Raw genomic sequence first — 19,801 nt, 5'->3', positions numbered from 1 at the left:
GGGAACGCATTTCAAATGTGGGAGCGAGCCTGCTCGCGAAGACGCCAGTCCATGCAACACAAAAACATCAGGTTCATTTCAGGGCCGCCTCCAACGGCATCCGTGCCATATGCATCGCCTTCAAAGACCCGAAATACAACCACGGCCCATACTCACGCACCGTAGTAATCGGCGAGTAATTGCCACTGCTCGCATCCTGCAGATTGGCGATCACCTTGCCGTCCAGATCCAGCCCCAGGACGAAGCCGCGTTTCTCCACCGGTTTCGGCAGCACTGTCAGCGCCCGCACAATCATCTTGCGCACGAACGGATGCCCGGCAGTGCCATCGAGCAACGCGTTGCGCGGCGCGTACAACGCCACCCAGAAGCGATTGCTGCCATTGAACGCGAGGTTGTCCGGCAGCCCCGGCAAATTATCGATAAACAGATCATGCGTACCGGCCTTGGGCCCGCTCAGCCAATAGCGGCTGATGCGATAAGCGCCGGTTTCATTGACCAGCACATAGGCATCATCGGGGCCGAGCGTGACGCCATTGGCGAACTCCAGCTTGTCCAGTAGCACCACGGTTTTGCCGGTCTGGAAGTCATAGCGCAGCAAACGGCCGTCGCCGCCGTGTTCGATGATCGCCTCGCCGTCATGGCCGTAACCCCAACGGCTGGAGGCATCGCTGAAATAAGCGTAATGCCCGGACTTGTCGATCGCCACATCATCAGTGAAACCAAAGTCCAGCCCGTTGGCGGCGGTGGTCAGGGCAATCAGGCGGCCTTGCGCATCGAGCGACAGCAAGCCTTTGACACCATCGGCAATCACCAGCAAGCCGTTCGGATGGCGCGCCAGGCCCAGTGGCCGGCCGCCGGTGTCGGCCAGCACTTTGCGCTCCTTGCCGTCGAGGCTGGTGCGAATCAGGCGCCCGTCATGCAGGCCGGTGATCAGGTAATCCTGCTCCAGCAACAAGGCTTCGGGGCCTTCGATATCGCTCGGTCCGACCTGGGCCGTGGCCTTGAGTTTCTGGTTCTCGGCATAGATCCCGTCTGTCAGCGATGGCGCCGGCGGCGGCGTCCAGGCCAGCGGTTCAACCCGGGTCGGCATCAGCAACAAAAAGCCGATGACGAGGATGATCAGCAGCAGCACCACATGCCGCCGCTTCATGCGCTGGCCCTTGCCGAATTGAGGTATTGCGTGGCCATGTCGCGCAGCGCCAGCATCGACGCGGCGGATTCGCGATCAATGCGTCGTTTGAGCAGCAACTGGTTGGCGATACGCATGCCCAAACCCTCAAACCGGTAATCCAGCGTGCGCACAAATCGCGTTCCGCCACCCTCGGCCGAGCACTCGTAAGTCAGCAGCAGCGACAAGCCATGATCGCCCTGCGCCCGCGCACACCAGCGCCGGCCGGGCAGGTATTCAGTGACTTCCCAGCTCAAATGACCTTCACGGCCACCGGCGTGAATGTCCTCTTCGAAGTGCGCGCCGGCATGCAGCGGGCCTTGCGGGCCGTCGATCTTCAGCGATGACGGGTGCCACTCCGGCCAACGCTTGACGCTGGCGGCGTAGGCGAGCACGGCAACCGGCTCGCCGCTGATTTCAACGTGGTGCTGCATGCGGGTCATGGGCATTCTCGAATAGCTCAAAGGGGCGACTTCCGGTTCCCAGTAGAGGGTGCCGAACAGGTAATCCATCAGCGGCAGGACGATGTTGAAATTGCGTTCCTGCATCCGCTCGCGACGGTGATGCAGTTCGTGCAGACGGCGCATCTGACGAATCCACGGCAGGCGCGTCAGCAAGTTGTCGGGCGGCAGGTGTTCGCAGGCATGGAACACTTCATAAGTCAGGTAGCCAAGGACCATGCAGCCGCCGAACAGTCCGGCGACATTGCCGTTGAACTGCGCGACCAGCCACCACAGCGGCAGCGTGATGAGCAGCGTGTGCACGACGATCAGCCACGCTGGAAACAGGATCACCCGCCAGTCGCGGGCGCCGTCGTAGGTCATGTGGCCGGGGGTGAAAAAGCTGTGATGATCGCCGGCATGCCGGGCGTAAAACATCTTGGCGAAGGTCTTTTTGTGGTGGCCGAGATGGCGATGAACCATGTACACGCCGAAGTTGAAAAACAACAGGGTCAGCGGCACGGTCAGCCATTCCAGCCAACTGACGTGCTGAACGTTGCTCCAGAACGCGCCGATGGCCAGCACGCCGAACAACAGCACGAAGACGCCGTGCAACCACGGGTTGTAGCGTGGATGGATGGCTGCACGATAGCGGCCGCGGAATGCCTCGGTGGTTTGCCTCACTGCGTTCACCTGCGGGTATTGTTGTTATACCCGGCAGATTAGTCGATCCGGCCAGTTGTGCAGGCCGCACCTTGGTGTCACTTGCGCCATGATCCGGTGTAAAGCCGCCGGCCGTATTGAATAGGGCTAGCTCAACGGGTTCCAGCGCTGTGACCAGTCATCATCGGCCTGGATCACTTCGCGCAACAGATCGAAGGCGTGCTGCAGGGTCGCCGAGTCGCGGTCCCGCGAGTACACCAGATAGGTCGGGTAGCTGAATTCCGGGGCCTTGGTCACCGCTTCCAGCGCGCCGTTTTCCAGATAAGTGCGCACCACGCGCGTGCGGAAATAGCCACAGCCGCCGTGTTCGAGCATGTATTGCAGGGCCAGCGGACCGAGGTTGAAGCTCAGTGCGGCTTTGGCCTTTTCCGGCAGGGCAGCGTCATGCTGGCGGCGGAAGTCCGGGCCCCAGTCGATATAGACATAGGGATCCGGGCGGTCGGGGACGCGCACCAGAATCAGTTTTTCTTCCAGCACTTGCTCGACCTGCAAGCCCGGCCAATATTCCGGCTGATAGACCAATGCGGCGTCGAGCACGCCGAGTTCGAGTTGCCGCAACAGGTTTTCGCCGTCACGGATTTCCATGCGCAAGGCATGCCCGGGAATTTTCTCGCGCAACTCGGCGGCCCAACTGAGCATCAGCGGGTTGCACAGGCTGACTTCGCCACCGATGTGCAGCACGTTGTGATACCCCTCGGGCAACGGCAGGTCGCGGCGCGCGGCTTCCCAGGTCTGCACCAGTTGATTGGCGTAGACCACGAAGGCCTCGCCATTAGGAGTCAGTTTCGCCCCGGCACGGTTGCGCACGAACAGCGTACTGCCCAACTGACTTTCGAGTTTCTGCACCCGCGCGGTGATTGCCGTTTGCGTGACGAAGAGCTTCTGCGCAGCGGCGGCGAGGCTGCCGTGACGGACGATTTCGAGAAAGGTGCGAGCGAGGTCGATGTCCATGGGTGGGCCGGTGTTTGAGGTGTCGCATTGTAACGGCAAAAGCCCCTCACCCTAACCCTCTCCCAGAGGGAGAGGGGACTGACCGAGGTGTCTTGCGTCATGCATCGACCTGAAAGATCCAGTCGATTATGGATTCAGAGCAAGACCCTCAGGTCGATGTAGATCGCCAATATCCCCGGCTCGGTTCCCTCTCCTAGGGGAGAGGGCTAGGGTGAGGGGAAAGCCGTCACCGCACAATCAACCGGCCAACTCAACCGAACGCACCCGCGCCCAATCTTCGACCAACCGCGCCGGCGTGCCACACACCTTGCGCTTGTAGACAAAATGGCGGCATTTCTCGGCAAACTGACTGCGGTTGTAGAGCATGTCTTCCTGCATCTCCTGCAACTCGTTTTCGCGGCACTGCTGGATCAACACCTGATCAACCCGCGATTTGCGCTCGCGCAGCGCTGCGTAAGTCGGATCACTCAACACTGCATTGGCGCGTTGCAGCAACCACAGGGAAAATTCGTCCGGGCAGCGCGGGCCGATCTCCTGAAGCATGCCCAGTTGCCACGCCTGAATCGCACTCAGCGGCAGGCAGGCCTGAGTCAATTGCTCGGCCATGGCCGGGCCGACCGCGCGGGGCAGGCTGTACGTCCAGTATTCCGAGCCATACAAACCCATGCTCTTGTAGTGCGGATTGAGCACGACATCGGCGCGGGCGAAGACAATATCGGCGGCCAGGGCGAGCATCACGCCGCCGGCACCGGCATTGCCGGTGATGCCGCTGACCACCAGTTGCCGGGCGCTGAGCAGTTCGGCGCAGACATCGTCGATCGCCTGAATATTCGCCCAGGCTTCAGCGCCGGGATCCTGCGCCGCCTGGATCACATTCAAATGCACGCCATTGGAGAAACTGCCACGCCCGCCCTTGATCAACAGCACCTGAGTGTCGCGCGCCTTGGCCCAGCGCAACGCCTCGACCATCCGCTGGCATTGTTCGGTGCTCATCGCGCCGTTGTAGAACTCGAACGTCAACTCGCCGACCTGCCCCGACTCGCGATAGCGGAGCGGTTGATAGGCTTCGTCGCTGAACGGCTGTGTGGCGACTGACCACTCCAGCACGGGCACGTTGGCCAGTTGCCCGGCGAGCACATGCCGTGCCGGTTGCTTGAAGGTTTCTTCGCCGGGTTGCGGTTTGCGCCGCAGCGAACCGAGCCACACGCTCTGATCGCCCGCCGCCACCAGCACCGCATCGTCGTGGACCGCAAGGATCTCGCCGGGCATGCCCGAGCGTGCATCAAGGTGGGAGTCGTAAACGTAATACTGACCACCGGCCAGGCTCGCCAACACGCCGGGCTGACCATCCGCAGCATCGATGCAGCGTTTGATGAAGCGCGCGCAATCGTGCCAGGTAAAGCTGCGGTCGACCTGTTTCATGTTTGGCTGCAAGCGCCCACGCACGGCGGGGTCGGTGTAATCGAGCGCCGTCGGTACAAAGCCTTCGATGAATTTTTCCACCACTTCGCGGATGCACTGAATCGCCGCATCGCTGACGCGCCCGTTGTACAGCTCGGACTTGCGCAGGCCCGCAGGCAGGTTGAATTCGCAGGTGGCCCAAACGGGTCCGGCGTCCATTTCTTCGACGGCTTGCAGCGCGGTCACGCCCCAGCTCGGCAGTTCGTTGGTGATCGCCCAGTCAAGCGCACTGGCACCACGATCGCCGACGATGCCCGGATGAATGATCACCACCGGACGTTCGGCGTTGCTCCACAGCGCATGCGGGACGCGATCCTTGAGGAACGGGCAGATCACCAGATCTGCGCCGCTGTGTTCGATTTGTTCGCACACGGAAGCTTCGTCGGTGAACAGCACGACACTCGGTGAATGCCCGGCCTGACGCAAATCCAGCCAGGCCCGTTGGGTCAGGCCGTTGAACGCCGACGACAGCAGAATGATGTTGAGTGAACGCATGATTTTCTTCCTTGAAGGGGATCAGCCGCGGGCTCTCGGTGAGCCGTCCCTGGCTTTCGATGGAGGCGGCAGATTAATCAGTGGGCGTCGGCACACCAGTGATCAGGGTCAACGTTCTGTCAGCCAGTGTTTGCGCGGCGACGAGTCGTCTTATGCAAAATTGTTTGCTTGTGCTGATTTTTTATTCCTTCAAATGTACGCGACGCTATTGCACAGTCGCGCCTGATCAGAGCCGGACGATCCCGGCAGAACGATGGTTTTTCGCAGCGGGTGGGACCCGTTTCAGGGAGCAAGGCATGGGTGGGCATAACCCGCATTACCAGATCATTGGGCAAATGTTCCAAAAGGACTATCGCTGGCTGTGCGCCGCCGTCGGCCGCACGCTGGGTTGCCCGCACAGTGCGCAGGACATCGCTTCGGAAACATTTCTGCGGGTATTGGCCTTGCCGGACCCGACGGCCATTCGTGAGCCACGCGCGTTGTTGACCACCATCGCCCGGCGGCTGGTTTACGAAGGCTGGCGTCGCCAGGACCTGGAACGCGCCTATCTGGAAAGCCTGGCGCTGGCACCGGAACCGGTGCATCCGTCGCCGGAAGAGCGTGCGTTGGTGATTGAGGCCTTGCTGGCGGTCGATCGCTTGCTCAACGGCCTGTCGGCGAAAGCCAAGGCTGCATTTCTCTATCACCAACTCGACGGTCTGACGTACAGCGAGATTGGTGAGCGCCTCGGCGTCTCCACCAGTCGCGTGCAGCAATACATGGTCGAAGCGTTCAAGCGCTGCTATCAGGCGATGCAGGCATGAGGGCGGATGAGGCGGTGATCGACGAAGCGGCGCAATGGCTGGCGTTGCTGCAATCGGGCGAAGTCAGCCTGGCTGAACGGGCGGCGTTCGAGGCCTGGCGCGTGGCGGATCCACGCCACCAACAGATCATTGAGCAAATGGGCGGTGGTCTGAATCTGCTGCGCAATCCGACGTTGCGCGGGCTGCCGCGCAACAGTCTGCTGCACAGTTTGAATGCGCCTTCGAGCCGCCGGCGGTTTATCAGCGGCAGTTTGAGTGTGCTCGGTATCGCGCTGCTGGCGGGACTGCTCGGACGGCGTTTTGGCTGGTTGCCAGAGGCGGGAGAGTTGGCCACCGGCACCGGCGAGCGGCGTGATTTTGTGCTGGCCGATGGCAGTGCGCTGACACTGAATGCGCGCAGTCGCGTGGTGCCTTTCTTCGACAGCGATCAGCGGCTGCTGGCATTGCGCAGCGGCGAGTTGCTGGTGGACGTGGCCAAGGATCCGTCGCGGCCGTTTGTGGTCGAGACTGCGCACGGGCGCATGCGTGCGCTCGGCACGCGGTTTCTGGTGCGGCAAGGCGACGAGACTACGCGCCTGGTCATGCTTCATTCGCAGGTCGAAGTGGTCACCGCGAGCGGTGCGCGGCAAGTGGTGACGGCGGGGCAGAGCGCGCTGTTCAACGGCGCGGGCATGCTCTCGGTGGAGCGCAGCAAGGGCCACGAAAGTGCCTGGCTGCAAGGGCGGCTTGAGGTGCGTGACCGGCCGCTCAGCGAGGTCATCGACAGCCTGCGCACTTACCGCCGTGGCGTCTTGCACCTGAGCCCGGAGGTCGCCGGCTTACGCCTCAGCGGCCTCTATCCACTCGACGACAGTGACCGCACGTTGCAGTTGCTGGAACGCTCACTGCCAATCCGCGTCATCTGGCACAACCCCTACTGGGTCAGCGTCGAACCACGGCCAGTCCTGTAACGGCGGGTGTGTTGGTTATAGCGATATGACTTCTTGGACTAATCGTCGCCCTATAAAAAGCGCCGGCCCGCTGCTCATTCCCTGCAGACGCCTTCAACAGGGAAGCCCCCCGATGTTCTTACTCAAACAACAATTGCCTCGATTGACCCTCGCCGCTGCCTTGGTGACGGGCATTGCCCCCGCGACCGTTTTTGCCCAGGAACCTGCGGCGGTGGTGTTTACGTTCGATATCGCCAGTGGCGCGCTCGACGAGGTACTGCTGGACATCTCGCGGCAGACCGGTGTGCCGATTTCGTTCAGTCAGCAACTGGTGCAAGGCAAGCGCAGTACGGCCGTGCGCGGCGCGTTGGGCGGGCGTCAGGCGGTGGAGAAAGCGCTACTCGGCAGTGGGCTGCAAGTCGAGCAAAGTGCGCAGGGCTTGAGCGTTCGCGAGGCTGATGCGGTGGTGCCGACGCCCGCCAAAGTCAGCGCCGTGGCACCCGCCACCAGCGCCGATTACCGCATGGAAAAAGTCACCGTCACTGGCTCGCGCATTGCTCGCGCACAGAGCGATGGCGCCACGCCGGTCAACGTCATCACCCATGAGGAAATGGAAGCGCGTGGCTACAAGAACGTCTATGACGCCTTGGCCACGCAGACACAAAACACCGGCATGACCCAGGGCGAAGACTACGGCAACACCTGGCAGCCGGCGGCCAGTGCGCTCAACTTGCGCGGCCTCGGCCCCAACCACACGCTGGTGTTGATCAACGGCCGGCGCGTTGCCGATTACCCGACGCCGTACGACGGCAAAGTCAATTTCACCAACCTGGCGAACATTCCTTCGGCGGTCATCGAACGCATCGAAATCCTCAGCAGCGGCGCTTCGGCGATTTACGGTTCGGACGCGATTGCCGGGGTGGTCAACATCATCCTCAAGAAGCAGATCAATGGCATCGACGTCAACTTGAAGGGCGGCACGACGGAACGCGGCGGCGGCGACAATCAGCGCCTGCAGCTCAGCGGCGGCGGCAGTTGGGGTGACTTCGACGGATTGTTCGGCCTTGAGCTGACTCAGCGCGATCCGATCTGGGCGGATGACCGTGGCTTCATGCAAAGCGGCCCGCTGGCCGATGTCGGTTACCGGCGTGACCTGAGCAACAGCCGTTATCTGGGCCCGGGCTGCGGCGCTTATCAAGGCACCTTCGATAACAAACTGTTCAACAGTGGTGGACGTTGCCGCACCGATCAGATGTACAACGATTACTGGACCATTCAGACCCAGAAAGAAAACTACGACGGCTACACCCGTGGCACCTGGCATTTCAGCGACAGCGGGCAGGTCTTTGCCGACTTGATGTACGGCCTCGATCACATCCAGAACAACACGCGTGGCCCGACCTTCACCTCGCCGGATTTCATCAATCAGAACAGCGGTAATCTGGAGCGTTGGTATCGGCGTTTCGGTGAGGAAGAAATCGGTGGGCGCACCAGCAACAACAGCAAGTGGCGCGACACCTCGTGGACCGGCACCCTGGGCTTGTCGGACAAGATTGCCGACACCGGCTGGAGTTATGATCTGGCGGCCAATCGCTCGGAATATCGCAGCGTCAGGACCACGCGCTATACGCCACTGTCGTCGATTCAGGACTTCTACCTCGGCCCGCAACTGGGCGTCAGCGGCGGCTATCCGGTATTCGCCCCGGATGCCTCGCGTCTCGATCGGCCGCTGACACCGCAGGAGTGGCAGCAGTTTCGCGGCAACCTGACCCAGAGCAGCAAATCGGTGTCGACCAGTTACAACGCCTCGGTCAATGGTGATCTGTTTGACCTGCCGGCCGGTCCTGTGGGCTTCGCCGGGGTGCTGGAGGCGGGCAAGCAGGAATACCGCGTTGACCCGGATGACGGCCTCAACGATGGCACCTTCTATGGCGTCAGCCCGGCGCAAAGCTCCGGCGGTTCGCGCAAGCGTTATGCGGCCGGTGGCGAGCTCAGCATTCCGGTCACCGACACCGTGCTGGCGACGGCGGCGGGGCGTTGGGATCAATACAAATTCAGTGGCCGCACCGAGCAGCAAAAAACCTACAACCTCGGCCTGGAATGGCGGCCGGTGACCAGCCTGTTGTTGCGCGGCAGTTACGGCACCAGTTTCCGCGCGCCGGACCTGAACTACATCTATCAATCCGACAGCAACGGCTACTACCCGGCGCAGATCGACTACTACGGTTGCAGCCAGGGCGTCGAGGGCGCGTGTGATCGTGGACGGGTCGATTACACCCAGAGCGGCACGGCGGATCTGGAGTCCGAACGCGGCAAATCGTGGACGTACGGGTTTGTCTGGTCGCCGTCGCGCAACTTCGATTTCTCCACGGATTTCTGGCGTGTCGAGATCGACGACTTGCTGACCACCGTCGATGAAAACCGCTTGCTGCAGCAGGAAAACGAATGCCGCAATGGCACGCAGGACATCAACTCGGCCAATTGCCAGTCGACCCTGGCGCGCATTGATCGCAACGCTGGCAATGCTGCGGTTGATCCCAACCAATTGAATCGCGTGCGGGTCAACGCAATCAACGCTGCCAGCGAACGGGTCAGCGGCCTCGATTTCAAGAGCAATATCCGCTGGGGCGCCGGGCAGTACGGCGCATTCAGTTCGGCACTGGGTTACACCCTGGTGCTTTCGCATTACTACAAGGAGTCGGAGGAGGCGCCGACCCAGGACTTGCGCACCTCGCGTACCAACTACGACTGGCGCAGCAAGGTCAACGCCAGCCTGACCTGGGACTATCAGCAAGCCACGGCGACGCTGATGGGCATTCGCTACGGCTCGGTCACCAACGGCGCGGGTGACGGGCGCCTGTCACCGTGGACGGTGTTCAACGCCAGTGCGCGTTACAAATTGAATGACCGCGCGAGCGTCGGTTTGACGGTGAACAACGTCCTCAATCAGATCAAACACGATGACTCGGCCGGCTGGCCGTATTACCCGACCGGCAACTATGACCCGTACGGGCGCCAGTGGTGGCTGGATGTGAGTTATCACTTCGGCAGTTAAACGGCGCCAGTACTGCGTTTACGTCCTACGGAAACCGGAGTTGTTTGGGCAATGTGGGGGATATTTCCGACGACTTTTTCAGGTTGGTCGTCGGAAGCGCGATCTATAGCATCGGCCATGACATTGAAGTCGCTGAGCGGCTTGAACGCCCAGAGCCCAGAAAAAGGATGAAAGATGCGAATCCCACACCACGAGCATGAAACCTCTGTTTATTCCCTGCGCAATTTCTGGATCGACGATCGCGCCAGATGCCCCATGGAGGATGTCCCGATGCCCACACCCAAAGTGCCCCGGCTGACGGGACTGAAGAAGGTCGCGGGCAAGCCTGTCGATCTGCTCGTGAACGGCCAGGACCTCGGTGACGACGCCATGCTGATTGTCCGCCTGACGGACGAGGGCTTTGCGCTGAACGACGTCGTCAACATGCTTTCGACTTCCGAGATGTACCTGCGCGAAGACATGGTCAAACGCATCACCGGCAAGTCTGTCAGAACCGTGCGGCGGCTGTTGAGGGAAGGAAAATCGGTACGGCTGGACCCCCAACAGAGTGTCGTCGCCTACCAATACGCGCTGGTGTTGGAGATGGCCACCCGGGCGTTCGGCGGACTGACTCAGGCAGAGCTGTGGATGCAGAAGCCCACCCCTTACCTCAACGGCTACGTGCCGTTGGAATTGACCCGCCATCCACTGGGTTTCCAGATGGTGGAGCAATACTTGTGTCAAATCATGTACGGGGGTTACCCATGAATCCCTTGCCCTGGGAAGGGCACTGGTATGGCTGGCGCCTGGGTCAGGAGGCCTATGGCGATACGTGGGACCGCGGGATGGGGTCAAAACTGAAGGGCGGTCGATGGAATGCGCCTGGTCGGCGCGTCGTCTATGCATCTGTTGACCCGTCCTCGGCCATTCTGGAGGTGGCAGCCAATAACAGTTTTGATGCACTGGACAGAGAACCTTATGTACTGACGTGCTTTGAAGTCATCCGCGATGCACGGGTCAAAGTCGTTCAGCCCGAAGAGGTACCGAATCCTTACTGGTTGAGCCCCGCGTGGCCGTCGCCCAATCAGCAGCGGTTTGCCGACGCTTTACTGGATGAGCATCCGTTTATCCTGATCCCCTCGGCAGCAACCCGCCACTCGTGGAATCTGCTGGTGAGCTGCGAGCTGGCAGAGGGGCAATTCAAGATGGTCTCTCAAGAACGTTTTGGTCTGGATACCCGGTTGCTGAGAGAGATGGCATTGGCTTGATAGGCAGGCATGGCATTTATTGCATAACCTCATCACCCAACGGTCTAAACCGCGCCCTATAAATCCTCCTGCGTCATCGCACATCCCTGCATAAACCAAAACGCAGGGATGGCTGTTCATGATTCAGTTTTCACCGGTTAAATCGCCTTTGAGCCTGGCCTTGCTGCTGGCAATCAACACCCTGCCGGCGTTCGCTGCCGACAGCACCGCAACCGAACCGACCACGCAACTGCAACGGGTCGAAGTCACCGGCACGGCAATCCGCCGGGTCGATGCAGAAACCGCAGTGCCGGTGACCATCCTGCGCGTCGAAGAGCTGCGCGAGCAGGGCGTGTCCACCACCGAGGAACTGGTCAGCCGCATCTCCGCCAACCAGTCTTCCGTTGGCTCCGGTCGCTCGGTAGGGTCGAGCAGTGGCGGCGCGTCGTATGCAGATTTGCGTGGCATCGGTGCGAACAAGACGCTGGTGCTGCTCAACGGTCGTCGTCTGAGCAACAACGCGACCAACGCGATCAACGGTTCCGGGGTTGATCTCAACACCATCCCGTTCGCTGCCATTGACCGGGTCGAGGTGCTGCGTGATGGCGCATCGGCGCTGTATGGCACCGATGCGATTGGCGGGGTGATCAACTTCATCACCAAAACCAGCCTGACTGATGGCCAGATCAGTACCAACTACGACACACCGACGCATGCCGGTGGCGGTGAGAGCCGTAACTTCAGCGGCAGTTGGGGCTTCGGTGATTTGCAGGATGATCGCTTCAACGTGTTCGCCGTGGTCAGTTACGACAAACAGCAACGGCTGGCCGCCGAAGATCGCGGTTACACCTACAACTATCAGCCCAACCGCGGGCTCGATTACACCTCCGGCACCGCATCGCCGGCCAACTGGAGTCAGGGCAGCAACGCCACCAACCCATTGGCCGGCTCCGGCTGCAACGCGCCGGGTTTGCTCGCGCGCAACGGCATCTGCCGGCAAAGCCTGTGGAACTACCTCGATCTGGTCCCGGAAACCGAGAAGACGTCGGCCTTCGCCAAAGCCACCGGCAAGCTTTCGGACGATCACAACGTCAGCCTCGAATATTTCTGGGCGCGCAACGAAAACCGCACACAGATCGGCCCGGGCACGTTGATGGGTAATCAGGTCAACCCGGGCACTGCGTTCTATCCCGGTAACGGCATCACTCCGGGGCCCAACGGCTTTGCCCTCGACCCGACGCAACCGGTGGATGTGAACTGGCGAGAAACCGCAGTCGGCGCGCGTCAGCATGAGGACGACAACACCGGCCAGCGCTTGCTGCTGAGTTTCGATGGCACTCTGGTCGGTTGGGATTACAACGTTGGCGCTTCGTACAACCAGAACAAGGTCATCAACAGTATCGAGTCCGGCTACGTCAACGACCGCGCCGTCAGTGCCGGCATTGCCAACGGTGTGATCAATCCGTTCGGGCCACAGACGGCCGCCGGTTCAGCGCTGTTGGCCGCCAACGCGGTGGATGGCGATTACGCCACGGCGGTCGGGCGTGTCAAAGCCATCGACGGGCGCGTCAGCCGCGAGATTGGCGACTGGTTCGGTGCCGGCCCTTCGGCACTGGCGCTGGGCGGCGAGTATCGCAAGGAAGATTTTCATCAGGATTTCGCGGCGTTTGCCGGTGATGTGCAGAGCCTGGGCGTTGACCCGAATGGCAGCGTGGCCGGTGATCGCAGCGTCTCGGCGCAATACGCTGAGGTCAACGTGCCGGTGCTCGACAGCCTGGAGTTGTCCGCCGCTGTGCGTCACGACAAATACAGCGACTTCGGCAGCACCACCAATCCGAAATACTCGTTCCGCTTCCAGCCATTCAAGGAACTGGTGGTGCGCGGTGCCTACAGTGAAGGCTTCCGCGCGCCGTCGTTGTATGAGCTGTACAACCCGACCTTCACCAGTTTCACCATCGCCAACTACAACGATCCGCGTCTTTGCCCCGGGGGGAATCCGAGCAACGGCGGGATCGCCAACCGTGACTGTGCGCAACAGTTCAACCGCACCAGCGGCGGCAACACCGACCTGAGTCCGGAAACTGCACGCAACGTCACCCTCGGGTTTGTCTATCAGCCATTCGAGCGCCTGACGGCCGGGCTGGATTTCTGGTGGATCGACATCGCCAACCAGATTGCCGAGTTCCCTGAATCGGCGGTGTTCGAGGACCCCGGTTTGTACCCGGATCATTTGGTGCGCAAGGCTGATGGCTCGATCGACCATGTCGTCACCGGGCTGGCCAACCTCGGCAAGATCAAAACCAATGGCGTCGATGTCAGCTTCGATTACCGTTTGCCGAGCACGCCGTACGGTAATTTCGGCATCGGTCTGCAAGGCACCTACGTCACCCGTTATGACTACCAGCAACAGCTCAAGGGCGATTACATCGACAAACTGGGCGACTTTCGTGGTGGTGATTTCGCTTCGGCCGGTGCCGTCGCGCGCTGGCGCCACAGCCTGACCGGCAGCTGGAATTACGGCCCGTTCGGCGCGAGCCTGACCAACCGCTACACCAGCGGCTATCACGACTCCGATCGCGAGACGCACGACTACGTCGGTTCTTACAACGTCTGGGATCTGGCCGGCACGTACACCTGGCGCAAAACCCTCAGCGTGACCCTCGGCGCGAAAAACCTGTTCGACCGCGAGCCGCCGTTCAGCAACCAGACCTACACCTTCCAAAGCGGTTACGACCCGAAATACGGCGATCCGTTTGGCCGGACGCTGTACACGCGGGTCAGTTACAAGTTTTGAAAATGATCAGAGTGGGCGGGTTTTAGTCTCCTATTGATCTAACGCCTGCTCTATAAAAATTGCCGGCCTGTTGCACATCACAGGTAGGCAGAGGGTGTGTTGATTGCTCTGACGCTTTCGCGAGCAAGCTCGCTCCCACAGGGACTTGAGTTCACAGAAGATCCATGTGGGAGCGAGCTTGCTCGCGAAGAGGCCGTTAGCGACACCGTGTAAAAGGATCTGCCAATGTTCTCCAGACTCACTTTATTCAGCATGTGCATGCTGTTGATTCCATGCGGTTGGGCTGCCCCGCAAACTTTTCTGACGGTCTACGGCGAAGCCCCCAAATACGCCCCCGACTTCCAGCACCTGGCCTACGCCAACCCCGACGCCCCGAAGGGCGGCAGCCTGCGCCGCTCCTCGCTGGAAAGCGGTCCGTTCGACCACCTGATTCCCTACACCGACAAAGGCACCGGCGTGGCCGATGTCGACGGTTGGCTGTACGCGCCGCTGGCCTATCGCAGCAAAGACGAGCCCTACAGCGTTTACGGGCTGGTCGCGCAGCAGATGGAGCTGGATCCGGATCGCCGCTGGCTGCGCTTCTATTTGAACCCGAAGGCGCATTTCGACGACGGTCAGCCGATCACCGCCGCAGACGTGCGTTACACCTTTGAACTGCTCACCACTCAGGGCAGCCTCAAATACCGCCAGCAGTTTCGCGATGTCGCCGAAGTCGTGGTGGAGTCACCGACTCAGGTGCGGTTCCTGTTCAAGAACAACGACAGCCGCACCTTGCCGCTGGATCTGGGGACGCTGCCGGTGCTGCCCGAACATTGGTGGCGCACGCGCAACTTCGCTGACGGCGGCGGTTTCGAGATCCCGCCGGGCAGCGGTCCGTATCGGATCAGCGCAGTGGATGCCGGGCGCAGCGTGAAATTCCAGCGGGTGCAGGACTGGTGGGCGAAGGACTTGCCGATTACTCGCGGGCTGTACAACTTCGATCACCTGAGTGTGGAGTTCTTCGCCGACACCGACGTATCGCGGCAGGTGCTCAAGGCCGGTGGCTTCGATTACAACCGTGAGTTCTCGGCCACCAGCTTCACCATCGGTTACGCCGGCGCGGCACTGGAGCAAGGCAAATTGCTTCGTGAACATCTTGCACCCGGTGCCGCGCAAGGTGCGCAGGGTTTTGTGTTCAACCTGCAAAAGCCGTTGTTTCAGGATCGCCGCGTGCGTCAGGCCATTGCCATGCTCTGGGATTTTGAATGGAGCAACCGGCAGATGATGCGCAGCATGTACCTGCGCCAGCGCAGCTATTTCTCTCACAGCGCATTGTCGGCCGACGCATTGCCGGACGCCGAAGAACTGAAAATCCTTGAGCCGTGGCGCGGGCAGATTCCCGATGAAGTCTTCACGCAGGTCTTTCAACCGCCGAAAACCGACGGCAGCGGCAATGTCCGCGCCGAGCAATTACAGGCTTTGAAATTGCTCGAAGCCGCTGGCTGGAAACCCCGTGGCGATCAATTGGTGAACGCCAATGGCGAGCCGCTGCACTTCACTTTCCTCAACGGTCAGAAGGGTTTCGAACGGCTGTTGCTGCCGTTCAAACGCAACCTCGCGCAGATCGGCATCGGCTTCGATATCCGCCAGGTCGACACCGCGCAATACACCAACCGCGTGCGTAATCGTGACTACGACATGATTGTTGCCGGCTACCCGGTGAGTCAGGCGCCGGGGCGCGAGATGTTCAACTATTTCGGCTCTGACGGTGCCGATGACCCGGGGTCGAACAACTACATGGTGCTGCGCGATCCGGCCGTCGATGCGCTGCTCGAAGGGCTGGCCCAGGCCGACAATCGCGAGAGTCTGCTGCGCCATGCTCATGCGCTGGATCGGGTGTTGCAGTGGGGCTACTACTGGGTGCCCAACTATTACCCGCCGGGAATTTCCACGGTGTGGTGGAACCGCTTCGGCCGGCCGGCAATTGCGCCGCTGTACGACGCTGGCCTCGACACCTGGTGGGAAATCAGCCCGACGGCACTGACGTCAGCCCAGATGCACAAGGAGTCCAGCCATGTGGGGTTATAGCCTGCGGCGTCTGCTGCTGATCGTGCCGACCTTGTTCGCGATCCTGCTGGTCAATTTCGTCATCGTGCAAGCCGCGCCCGGTGGCCCGGTAGAGCAGGCCATCGCGCGCTTGCAAGGCATTGGCGTCGGCGCGGCAGTGGGCGCCAGCCATGTCGAAACCATCGGCGGCGAGTCACGCGCCACCCGAGGTCTGGACCCCAAGCTGGTGGCCGACATCGAGCGTCAGTACGGCTTCGACAAACCCGCCAGCGAGCGTTTGTGGCTGATGCTCAAAAGCTATGCGCAACTGGATTTCGGCCAGAGCTTTTTTCGCGGCGCGAGCGTCACTGAACTGATCTGGCAGAAACTGCCGGTGACCTTGTCGCTGGGCCTATGGGCGACGCTGATCACCTATCTGGTGTCGATTCCGCTGGGCATTCGCAAAGCGCTGCACAACGGCTCGGCATTCGATGTCTGGAGCAGTGCGGCGATCATCATCGGTTATGCGATGCCGGGGTTTCTCTTCGCATTGTTGCTGATCGTGGTGTTTGCCGGCGGCACGGCGCTGGACTGGTTTCCGGTGCGTGGACTGGTATCCGATAACTTCGCCGAACTGTCGCTGTGGGGCAAGGTCGCTGATTATTTCTGGCATCTGGTGTTGCCGGTGACAGCACTGGTCATCGGCGGTTTTGCGACGCTGACGATCCTCACCAAGAACAGTTTTCTCAATGAGATTTCGCGGCTGTACGTGCTGACGGCGCGGGCCAAAGGCCTCAGCGAACGCCAGGTGTTGTACGGCCATGTGTTTCGCAACGCGATGCTGCTGGTCGTCGCCGGATTGCCTCAGGCGCTGGTCACGGTGTTCTTCGGCGGCTCGCTGCTGATCGAAGTGATCTTCTCCCTCGATGGCCTCGGACGCCTGAGCTACGAAGCCGCCGTGTCGCGGGATTACCCGGTGGTGTTCGGCTCGCTGTTCATCTTCACCTTGTTCGGTCTGCTGATAAAACTGCTCGGCGATCTCTGTTACACGCTGGTCGATCCGCGCATCGACTTCACCACGAGGGCAGCCTGATGCTGACGTTATCGCCAATCGGCCAGCGGCGCTGGGCACGATTCAAGGCACACCGGCGCGGCTGGTGGTCGCTGTGGCTGTTTCTGGGATTGTTCGGTCTGAGCCTCGGTGGCGAATTGATTGCCAATGACAAACCGCTGTTGGTGGCGTTTCAGGGCCAGTGGTACTTCCCGGCGTTCAAGCGCTACACCGAGCAGGACTTTGGCGGTGAACTGCCGTTTCAACCGGACTATCGCAGCGCTCAAGTGCACCAACTGATCGAAGGACAGGGCGGGCGCTTGTGGTTTGCGCCGATCGCGTTCGGTTTTGACACGGTCAATTACGACCTGAGCGAACCCGCGCCGAGCGCACCGAGCGGCGAGAACTGGCTGGGCACCGACGATCAGGCGCGGGATGTCCTCGCGCGGGTGATTTTCGGCACGCGGGTGTCGCTGCTGTTTGCCCTGGCGCTGACGGCAATCAGCGCCGTGATCGGCATCGCCGCCGGTGCATTGCAGGGCTACTACGGTGGCTGGGTCGATTTGCTCGGGCAGCGTTTGCTGGAGGTGTGGTCGGGGCTGCCGGTCCTGTATCTGCTGATCATTCTGTCCGGGTTCGTCGAGCCGAATTTCTGGTGGTTGCTGGGGATCATGGCGTTGTTCGCGTGGCTGAGCCTGGTCGATTTGGTGCGCGCCGAGTTCTTGCGCAGCCGTGGTCTTGAGTATGTAAAAGCGGCGCGGGCACTGGGCGTGGGGGATACGCAGGTGATCGTGCGGCACATCTTGCCCAACGCCATGAGCGCAACGCTGACCTATCTGCCGTTCATTCTCACCGGAGCCATCGCGACCCTGTCGGCCCTGGATTTTCTCGGTTTTGGCATGCCGGCCGGCAGCGCTTCGCTGGGTGAATTGATCGGCCAAGGCAAAAACAATCTGCAAGCGCCGTGGTTGGGTTTGACGGCGTTCTGTGCGCTGGCGGTGATCCTTTCACTGCTGGTATTCATCGGTGAGGCCTGCCGCGATGCGTTTGATCCGAGGACTTGAAATGCCTGAACATCTGATCGAAATACGGGACCTGCGCATAGCATTCAATGGCCAACCGGTGGTGCAGGGCATCGACCTCGACATCCGCCCCGGCGAGTGCGTGGCGCTGGTCGGCGAGTCCGGGTCGGGCAAATCGGTGACCGCCCACAGCATCCTGCAACTGCTTGACCCGAACATCACCAAGGTCGGTGGCAGCATTCGTTATGCCGGCGAGGAATTGCTGGGTGTGCACGAGCGCTATCTGCGGCAATTGCGCGGTAACCGCATCGCGATGATTTTTCAGGAGCCGATGAGTTCGCTGAACCCGCTGCACACCGTCGAACGCCAACTCGGTGAAAGCCTCGCCTTGCACAAGGGATTGGCCGGCGCGGCAGCACGCGAGCGTATTTTGCAGTTGCTGGAACTGGTCGGCATTCAGCGTCCGCGCGAACGGCTCAAAGCCTATCCGCACCAGCTCTCCGGCGGTCAGCGACAACGGGTGATGATCGCCATGGCGTTGGCCTGCGAGCCGCAGTTGCTGATTGCCGATGAACCGACCACGGCGCTGGACGTGACCGTACAACGCAAGATTCTGCTGTTGCTAAAAGAGTTGCAGGAGCGGCTGGGCATGGCGCTGCTGATCATCAGTCATGACCTGAATCTGGTACGCCATATCGCTCAACGAGTCGCGGTTATGCGTGGCGGATTGATCGTCGAGCAAGGCACCTGTGAGCAATTATTCAACGCGCCGCAGCACCCTTACAGCATCGAGTTGCTCAACGCCGAGCCGGCTGGCGAGGCGTTATGCCGGGAGCCGGCCGAGGATTTGCTGGTGGTGCGTGATCTCAATGTGCGCTTCCGGTTGGGAGGCGGTTGGCTGCGTGCGAAGTCTTGGTTGCACGCGGTCAACGGCATTGATTTGAATCTTCAGCGCGGCAAAACCCTGGGGATCGTCGGCGAATCCGGTTCAGGCAAGTCGACACTGGGCCAGGCCATTCTGCGTTTGCTGGATGCTCAGGGCAGCATTCGCTTTCAGGGCGAGGCGCTGGAGCACTTGAGCGGCAAGCAGCTCAGGCCGCTGCGCAAACGCCTGCAAGTGGTGTTTCAGGATCCGTTCGGCAGTCTCAGTCCGCGCCTGTGCGTGGAGCAGATCATCGCCGAAGGTTTGCAGGTGCACAGTGATTTGAATGCGCGCGAGCGCGAGGCGGCGGTGATTGATGTGCTGCGCGAAGTCGGCCTCGATCCGGCAACCCGCCATCGCTATCCCCACGAGTTTTCCGGTGGTCAGCGGCAACGCATCGCCATTGCCCGGGCACTGGTGCTCAAGCCGGATCTGATTCTGCTGGATGAGCCGACTTCGGCACTCGATCGCACGGTGCAAAAGCAGATCGTGGCGTTGTTGCGGCGATTGCAGGCGGAACATGGCCTGACATATTTGTTCATCAGTCATGATCTGGCGGTGGTGCGGGCGCTGGCCCACGATTTGATCGTGATGCAGGACGGTGAGGTGGTGGAACGCGGGGAAACACAGGCGCTGTTCCAATCGGCGCAGCATCCGTATACCCGCGAGTTGCTGGCCGCGTCGTTCGCCTGAAACGCAAAATCCCGCCACAGGGGCGGGATTTTGCTGTCACTGC

The 19,801-nt window shown here is 61.0% G+C and carries 14 protein-coding genes; 10 read left to right on the top strand and 4 right to left on the bottom strand.

What is annotated here, in order from left to right; translation table 11 throughout:
- Window positions 1-73: 73 nt before the first annotated feature.
- The 4 genes from A8O26_RS26715 to A8O26_RS26700 all read right to left on the bottom strand — a co-directional run bounded on the left by A8O26_RS26715 (window position 74) and on the right by A8O26_RS26700 (window position 5,238).
- The gene (locus tag A8O26_RS26715) at window positions 74-1,150 is read right to left on the bottom strand and encodes an SMP-30/gluconolactonase/LRE family protein (RefSeq protein WP_064120632.1); all 1,077 of its coding nucleotides are present in this window, start codon (window positions 1,148-1,150) and stop codon (window positions 74-76) included.
- Complete coding sequence (locus tag A8O26_RS26710) at window positions 1,147-2,292, bottom strand: sterol desaturase/SRPBCC family protein (protein ID WP_064120631.1); 1,146 nt, start codon at window positions 2,290-2,292, stop codon at window positions 1,147-1,149. The genes A8O26_RS26715 and A8O26_RS26710 overlap by 4 nt, the downstream gene beginning before the upstream one ends.
- A 126-nt stretch (window positions 2,293-2,418) precedes the next feature.
- Window positions 2,419-3,282: a LysR family transcriptional regulator gene (locus A8O26_RS26705; protein WP_064120630.1), complete on the bottom strand. Its 864-nt coding sequence runs from the start codon at window positions 3,280-3,282 to the stop codon at window positions 2,419-2,421.
- A 237-nt stretch (window positions 3,283-3,519) separates the two neighbouring features.
- The gene (locus A8O26_RS26700; RefSeq protein ID WP_064120629.1) at window positions 3,520-5,238 is read right to left on the bottom strand and encodes a hydrogenase maturation protein; all 1,719 of its coding nucleotides are present in this window, start codon (window positions 5,236-5,238) and stop codon (window positions 3,520-3,522) included.
- Window positions 5,239-5,534: 296 nt separating this feature from the next.
- On the opposite strand from A8O26_RS26700, the gene A8O26_RS26695 reads away from it, so the two are divergent.
- The 10 genes from A8O26_RS26695 to A8O26_RS26650 all read left to right on the top strand — a co-directional run bounded on the left by A8O26_RS26695 (window position 5,535) and on the right by A8O26_RS26650 (window position 19,758).
- Window positions 5,535-6,041, top strand: a complete 507-nt coding sequence (locus A8O26_RS26695) for a sigma-70 family RNA polymerase sigma factor (RefSeq protein ID WP_064120628.1) — start codon at window positions 5,535-5,537, stop codon at window positions 6,039-6,041.
- Window positions 6,038-6,991, top strand: coding sequence for a FecR domain-containing protein (locus tag A8O26_RS26690; protein ID WP_064120627.1), 954 nt, complete (start codon window positions 6,038-6,040; stop codon window positions 6,989-6,991). The genes A8O26_RS26695 and A8O26_RS26690 overlap by 4 nt, the downstream gene beginning before the upstream one ends.
- Before the next feature lie 112 nt (window positions 6,992-7,103).
- On the top strand, window positions 7,104-10,025 hold the full coding sequence (locus A8O26_RS26685) for a TonB-dependent receptor (RefSeq protein WP_064120626.1): 2,922 nt from the start codon (window positions 7,104-7,106) through the stop codon (window positions 10,023-10,025).
- Between the two features lie 270 nt (window positions 10,026-10,295).
- Complete coding sequence (locus A8O26_RS26680) at window positions 10,296-10,772, top strand: antitoxin Xre/MbcA/ParS toxin-binding domain-containing protein (protein ID WP_172828217.1); 477 nt, start codon at window positions 10,296-10,298, stop codon at window positions 10,770-10,772.
- On the top strand, window positions 10,769-11,272 hold the full coding sequence (locus tag A8O26_RS26675; protein ID WP_064120625.1) for an RES family NAD+ phosphorylase: 504 nt from the start codon (window positions 10,769-10,771) through the stop codon (window positions 11,270-11,272). Before A8O26_RS26680 ends, A8O26_RS26675 begins: the two co-directional genes overlap by 4 nt.
- A 118-nt stretch (window positions 11,273-11,390) precedes the next feature.
- Entirely contained in the window at window positions 11,391-14,045 is a 2,655-nt protein-coding gene (locus A8O26_RS26670) for a TonB-dependent receptor (protein ID WP_064120624.1), read from the top strand.
- Window positions 14,046-14,270: 225 nt separating this feature from the next.
- Window positions 14,271-16,112 carry an extracellular solute-binding protein gene (locus A8O26_RS26665; RefSeq protein ID WP_064120623.1) on the top strand — a complete coding sequence of 614 codons (1,842 nt, stop codon included), beginning with the start codon at window positions 14,271-14,273 and terminating at the stop codon, window positions 16,110-16,112.
- On the top strand, window positions 16,099-17,163 hold the full coding sequence (locus A8O26_RS26660; protein WP_064120622.1) for a microcin C ABC transporter permease YejB: 1,065 nt from the start codon (window positions 16,099-16,101) through the stop codon (window positions 17,161-17,163). The genes A8O26_RS26665 and A8O26_RS26660 overlap by 14 nt, the downstream gene beginning before the upstream one ends.
- On the top strand, window positions 17,163-18,185 hold the full coding sequence (locus A8O26_RS26655; RefSeq protein ID WP_064120621.1) for an ABC transporter permease: 1,023 nt from the start codon (window positions 17,163-17,165) through the stop codon (window positions 18,183-18,185). The genes A8O26_RS26660 and A8O26_RS26655 overlap by 1 nt, the downstream gene beginning before the upstream one ends.
- Window position 18,186: 1 nt before the next feature.
- Window positions 18,187-19,758, top strand: a complete 1,572-nt coding sequence (locus A8O26_RS26650) for an ABC transporter ATP-binding protein (RefSeq protein WP_064120620.1) — start codon at window positions 18,187-18,189, stop codon at window positions 19,756-19,758.
- The last annotated feature ends 43 nt before the right edge of the window (window positions 19,759-19,801 follow it).

It is taken from the genome of Pseudomonas fluorescens, assembly GCF_001648775.1.
Taxonomy (GTDB): Bacteria; Pseudomonadota; Gammaproteobacteria; order Pseudomonadales; family Pseudomonadaceae; genus Aquipseudomonas; species Aquipseudomonas fluorescens_M.
The sequence above is the reverse complement of the archived record's forward strand: the minus strand, read 5'-3'. Positions and strand labels throughout refer to the sequence as shown.

Excerpts from the sequence above, each read along its gene's own strand:
- A8O26_RS26685 (WP_064120626.1), top strand. The coding sequence starts at position 7,104 with ATGTTCTTACTCAAACAACAATTGCCTCGATTGACCCTCGCCGCTGCC.
- A8O26_RS26650 (WP_064120620.1), top strand. The coding sequence starts at position 18,187 with ATGCCTGAACATCTGATCGAAATACGGGACCTGCGCATAGCATTCAAT.
- A8O26_RS26705 (WP_064120630.1), bottom strand. The coding sequence starts at position 3,282 with ATGGACATCGACCTCGCTCGCACCTTTCTCGAAATCGTCCGTCACGGC.
- A8O26_RS26670 (WP_064120624.1), top strand. The coding sequence starts at position 11,391 with ATGATTCAGTTTTCACCGGTTAAATCGCCTTTGAGCCTGGCCTTGCTG.
- A8O26_RS26665 (WP_064120623.1), top strand. The coding sequence starts at position 14,271 with ATGTTCTCCAGACTCACTTTATTCAGCATGTGCATGCTGTTGATTCCA.
- A8O26_RS26680 (WP_172828217.1), top strand. The coding sequence starts at position 10,296 with ATGCCCACACCCAAAGTGCCCCGGCTGACGGGACTGAAGAAGGTCGCG.
- A8O26_RS26695 (WP_064120628.1), top strand. The coding sequence starts at position 5,535 with ATGGGTGGGCATAACCCGCATTACCAGATCATTGGGCAAATGTTCCAA.
- A8O26_RS26660 (WP_064120622.1), top strand. The coding sequence starts at position 16,099 with ATGTGGGGTTATAGCCTGCGGCGTCTGCTGCTGATCGTGCCGACCTTG.
- A8O26_RS26690 (WP_064120627.1), top strand. The coding sequence starts at position 6,038 with ATGAGGGCGGATGAGGCGGTGATCGACGAAGCGGCGCAATGGCTGGCG.
- A8O26_RS26700 (WP_064120629.1), bottom strand. The coding sequence starts at position 5,238 with ATGCGTTCACTCAACATCATTCTGCTGTCGTCGGCGTTCAACGGCCTG.
- A8O26_RS26715 (WP_064120632.1), bottom strand. The coding sequence starts at position 1,150 with ATGAAGCGGCGGCATGTGGTGCTGCTGCTGATCATCCTCGTCATCGGC.
- A8O26_RS26655 (WP_064120621.1), top strand. The coding sequence starts at position 17,163 with ATGCTGACGTTATCGCCAATCGGCCAGCGGCGCTGGGCACGATTCAAG.
- A8O26_RS26675 (WP_064120625.1), top strand. The coding sequence starts at position 10,769 with ATGAATCCCTTGCCCTGGGAAGGGCACTGGTATGGCTGGCGCCTGGGT.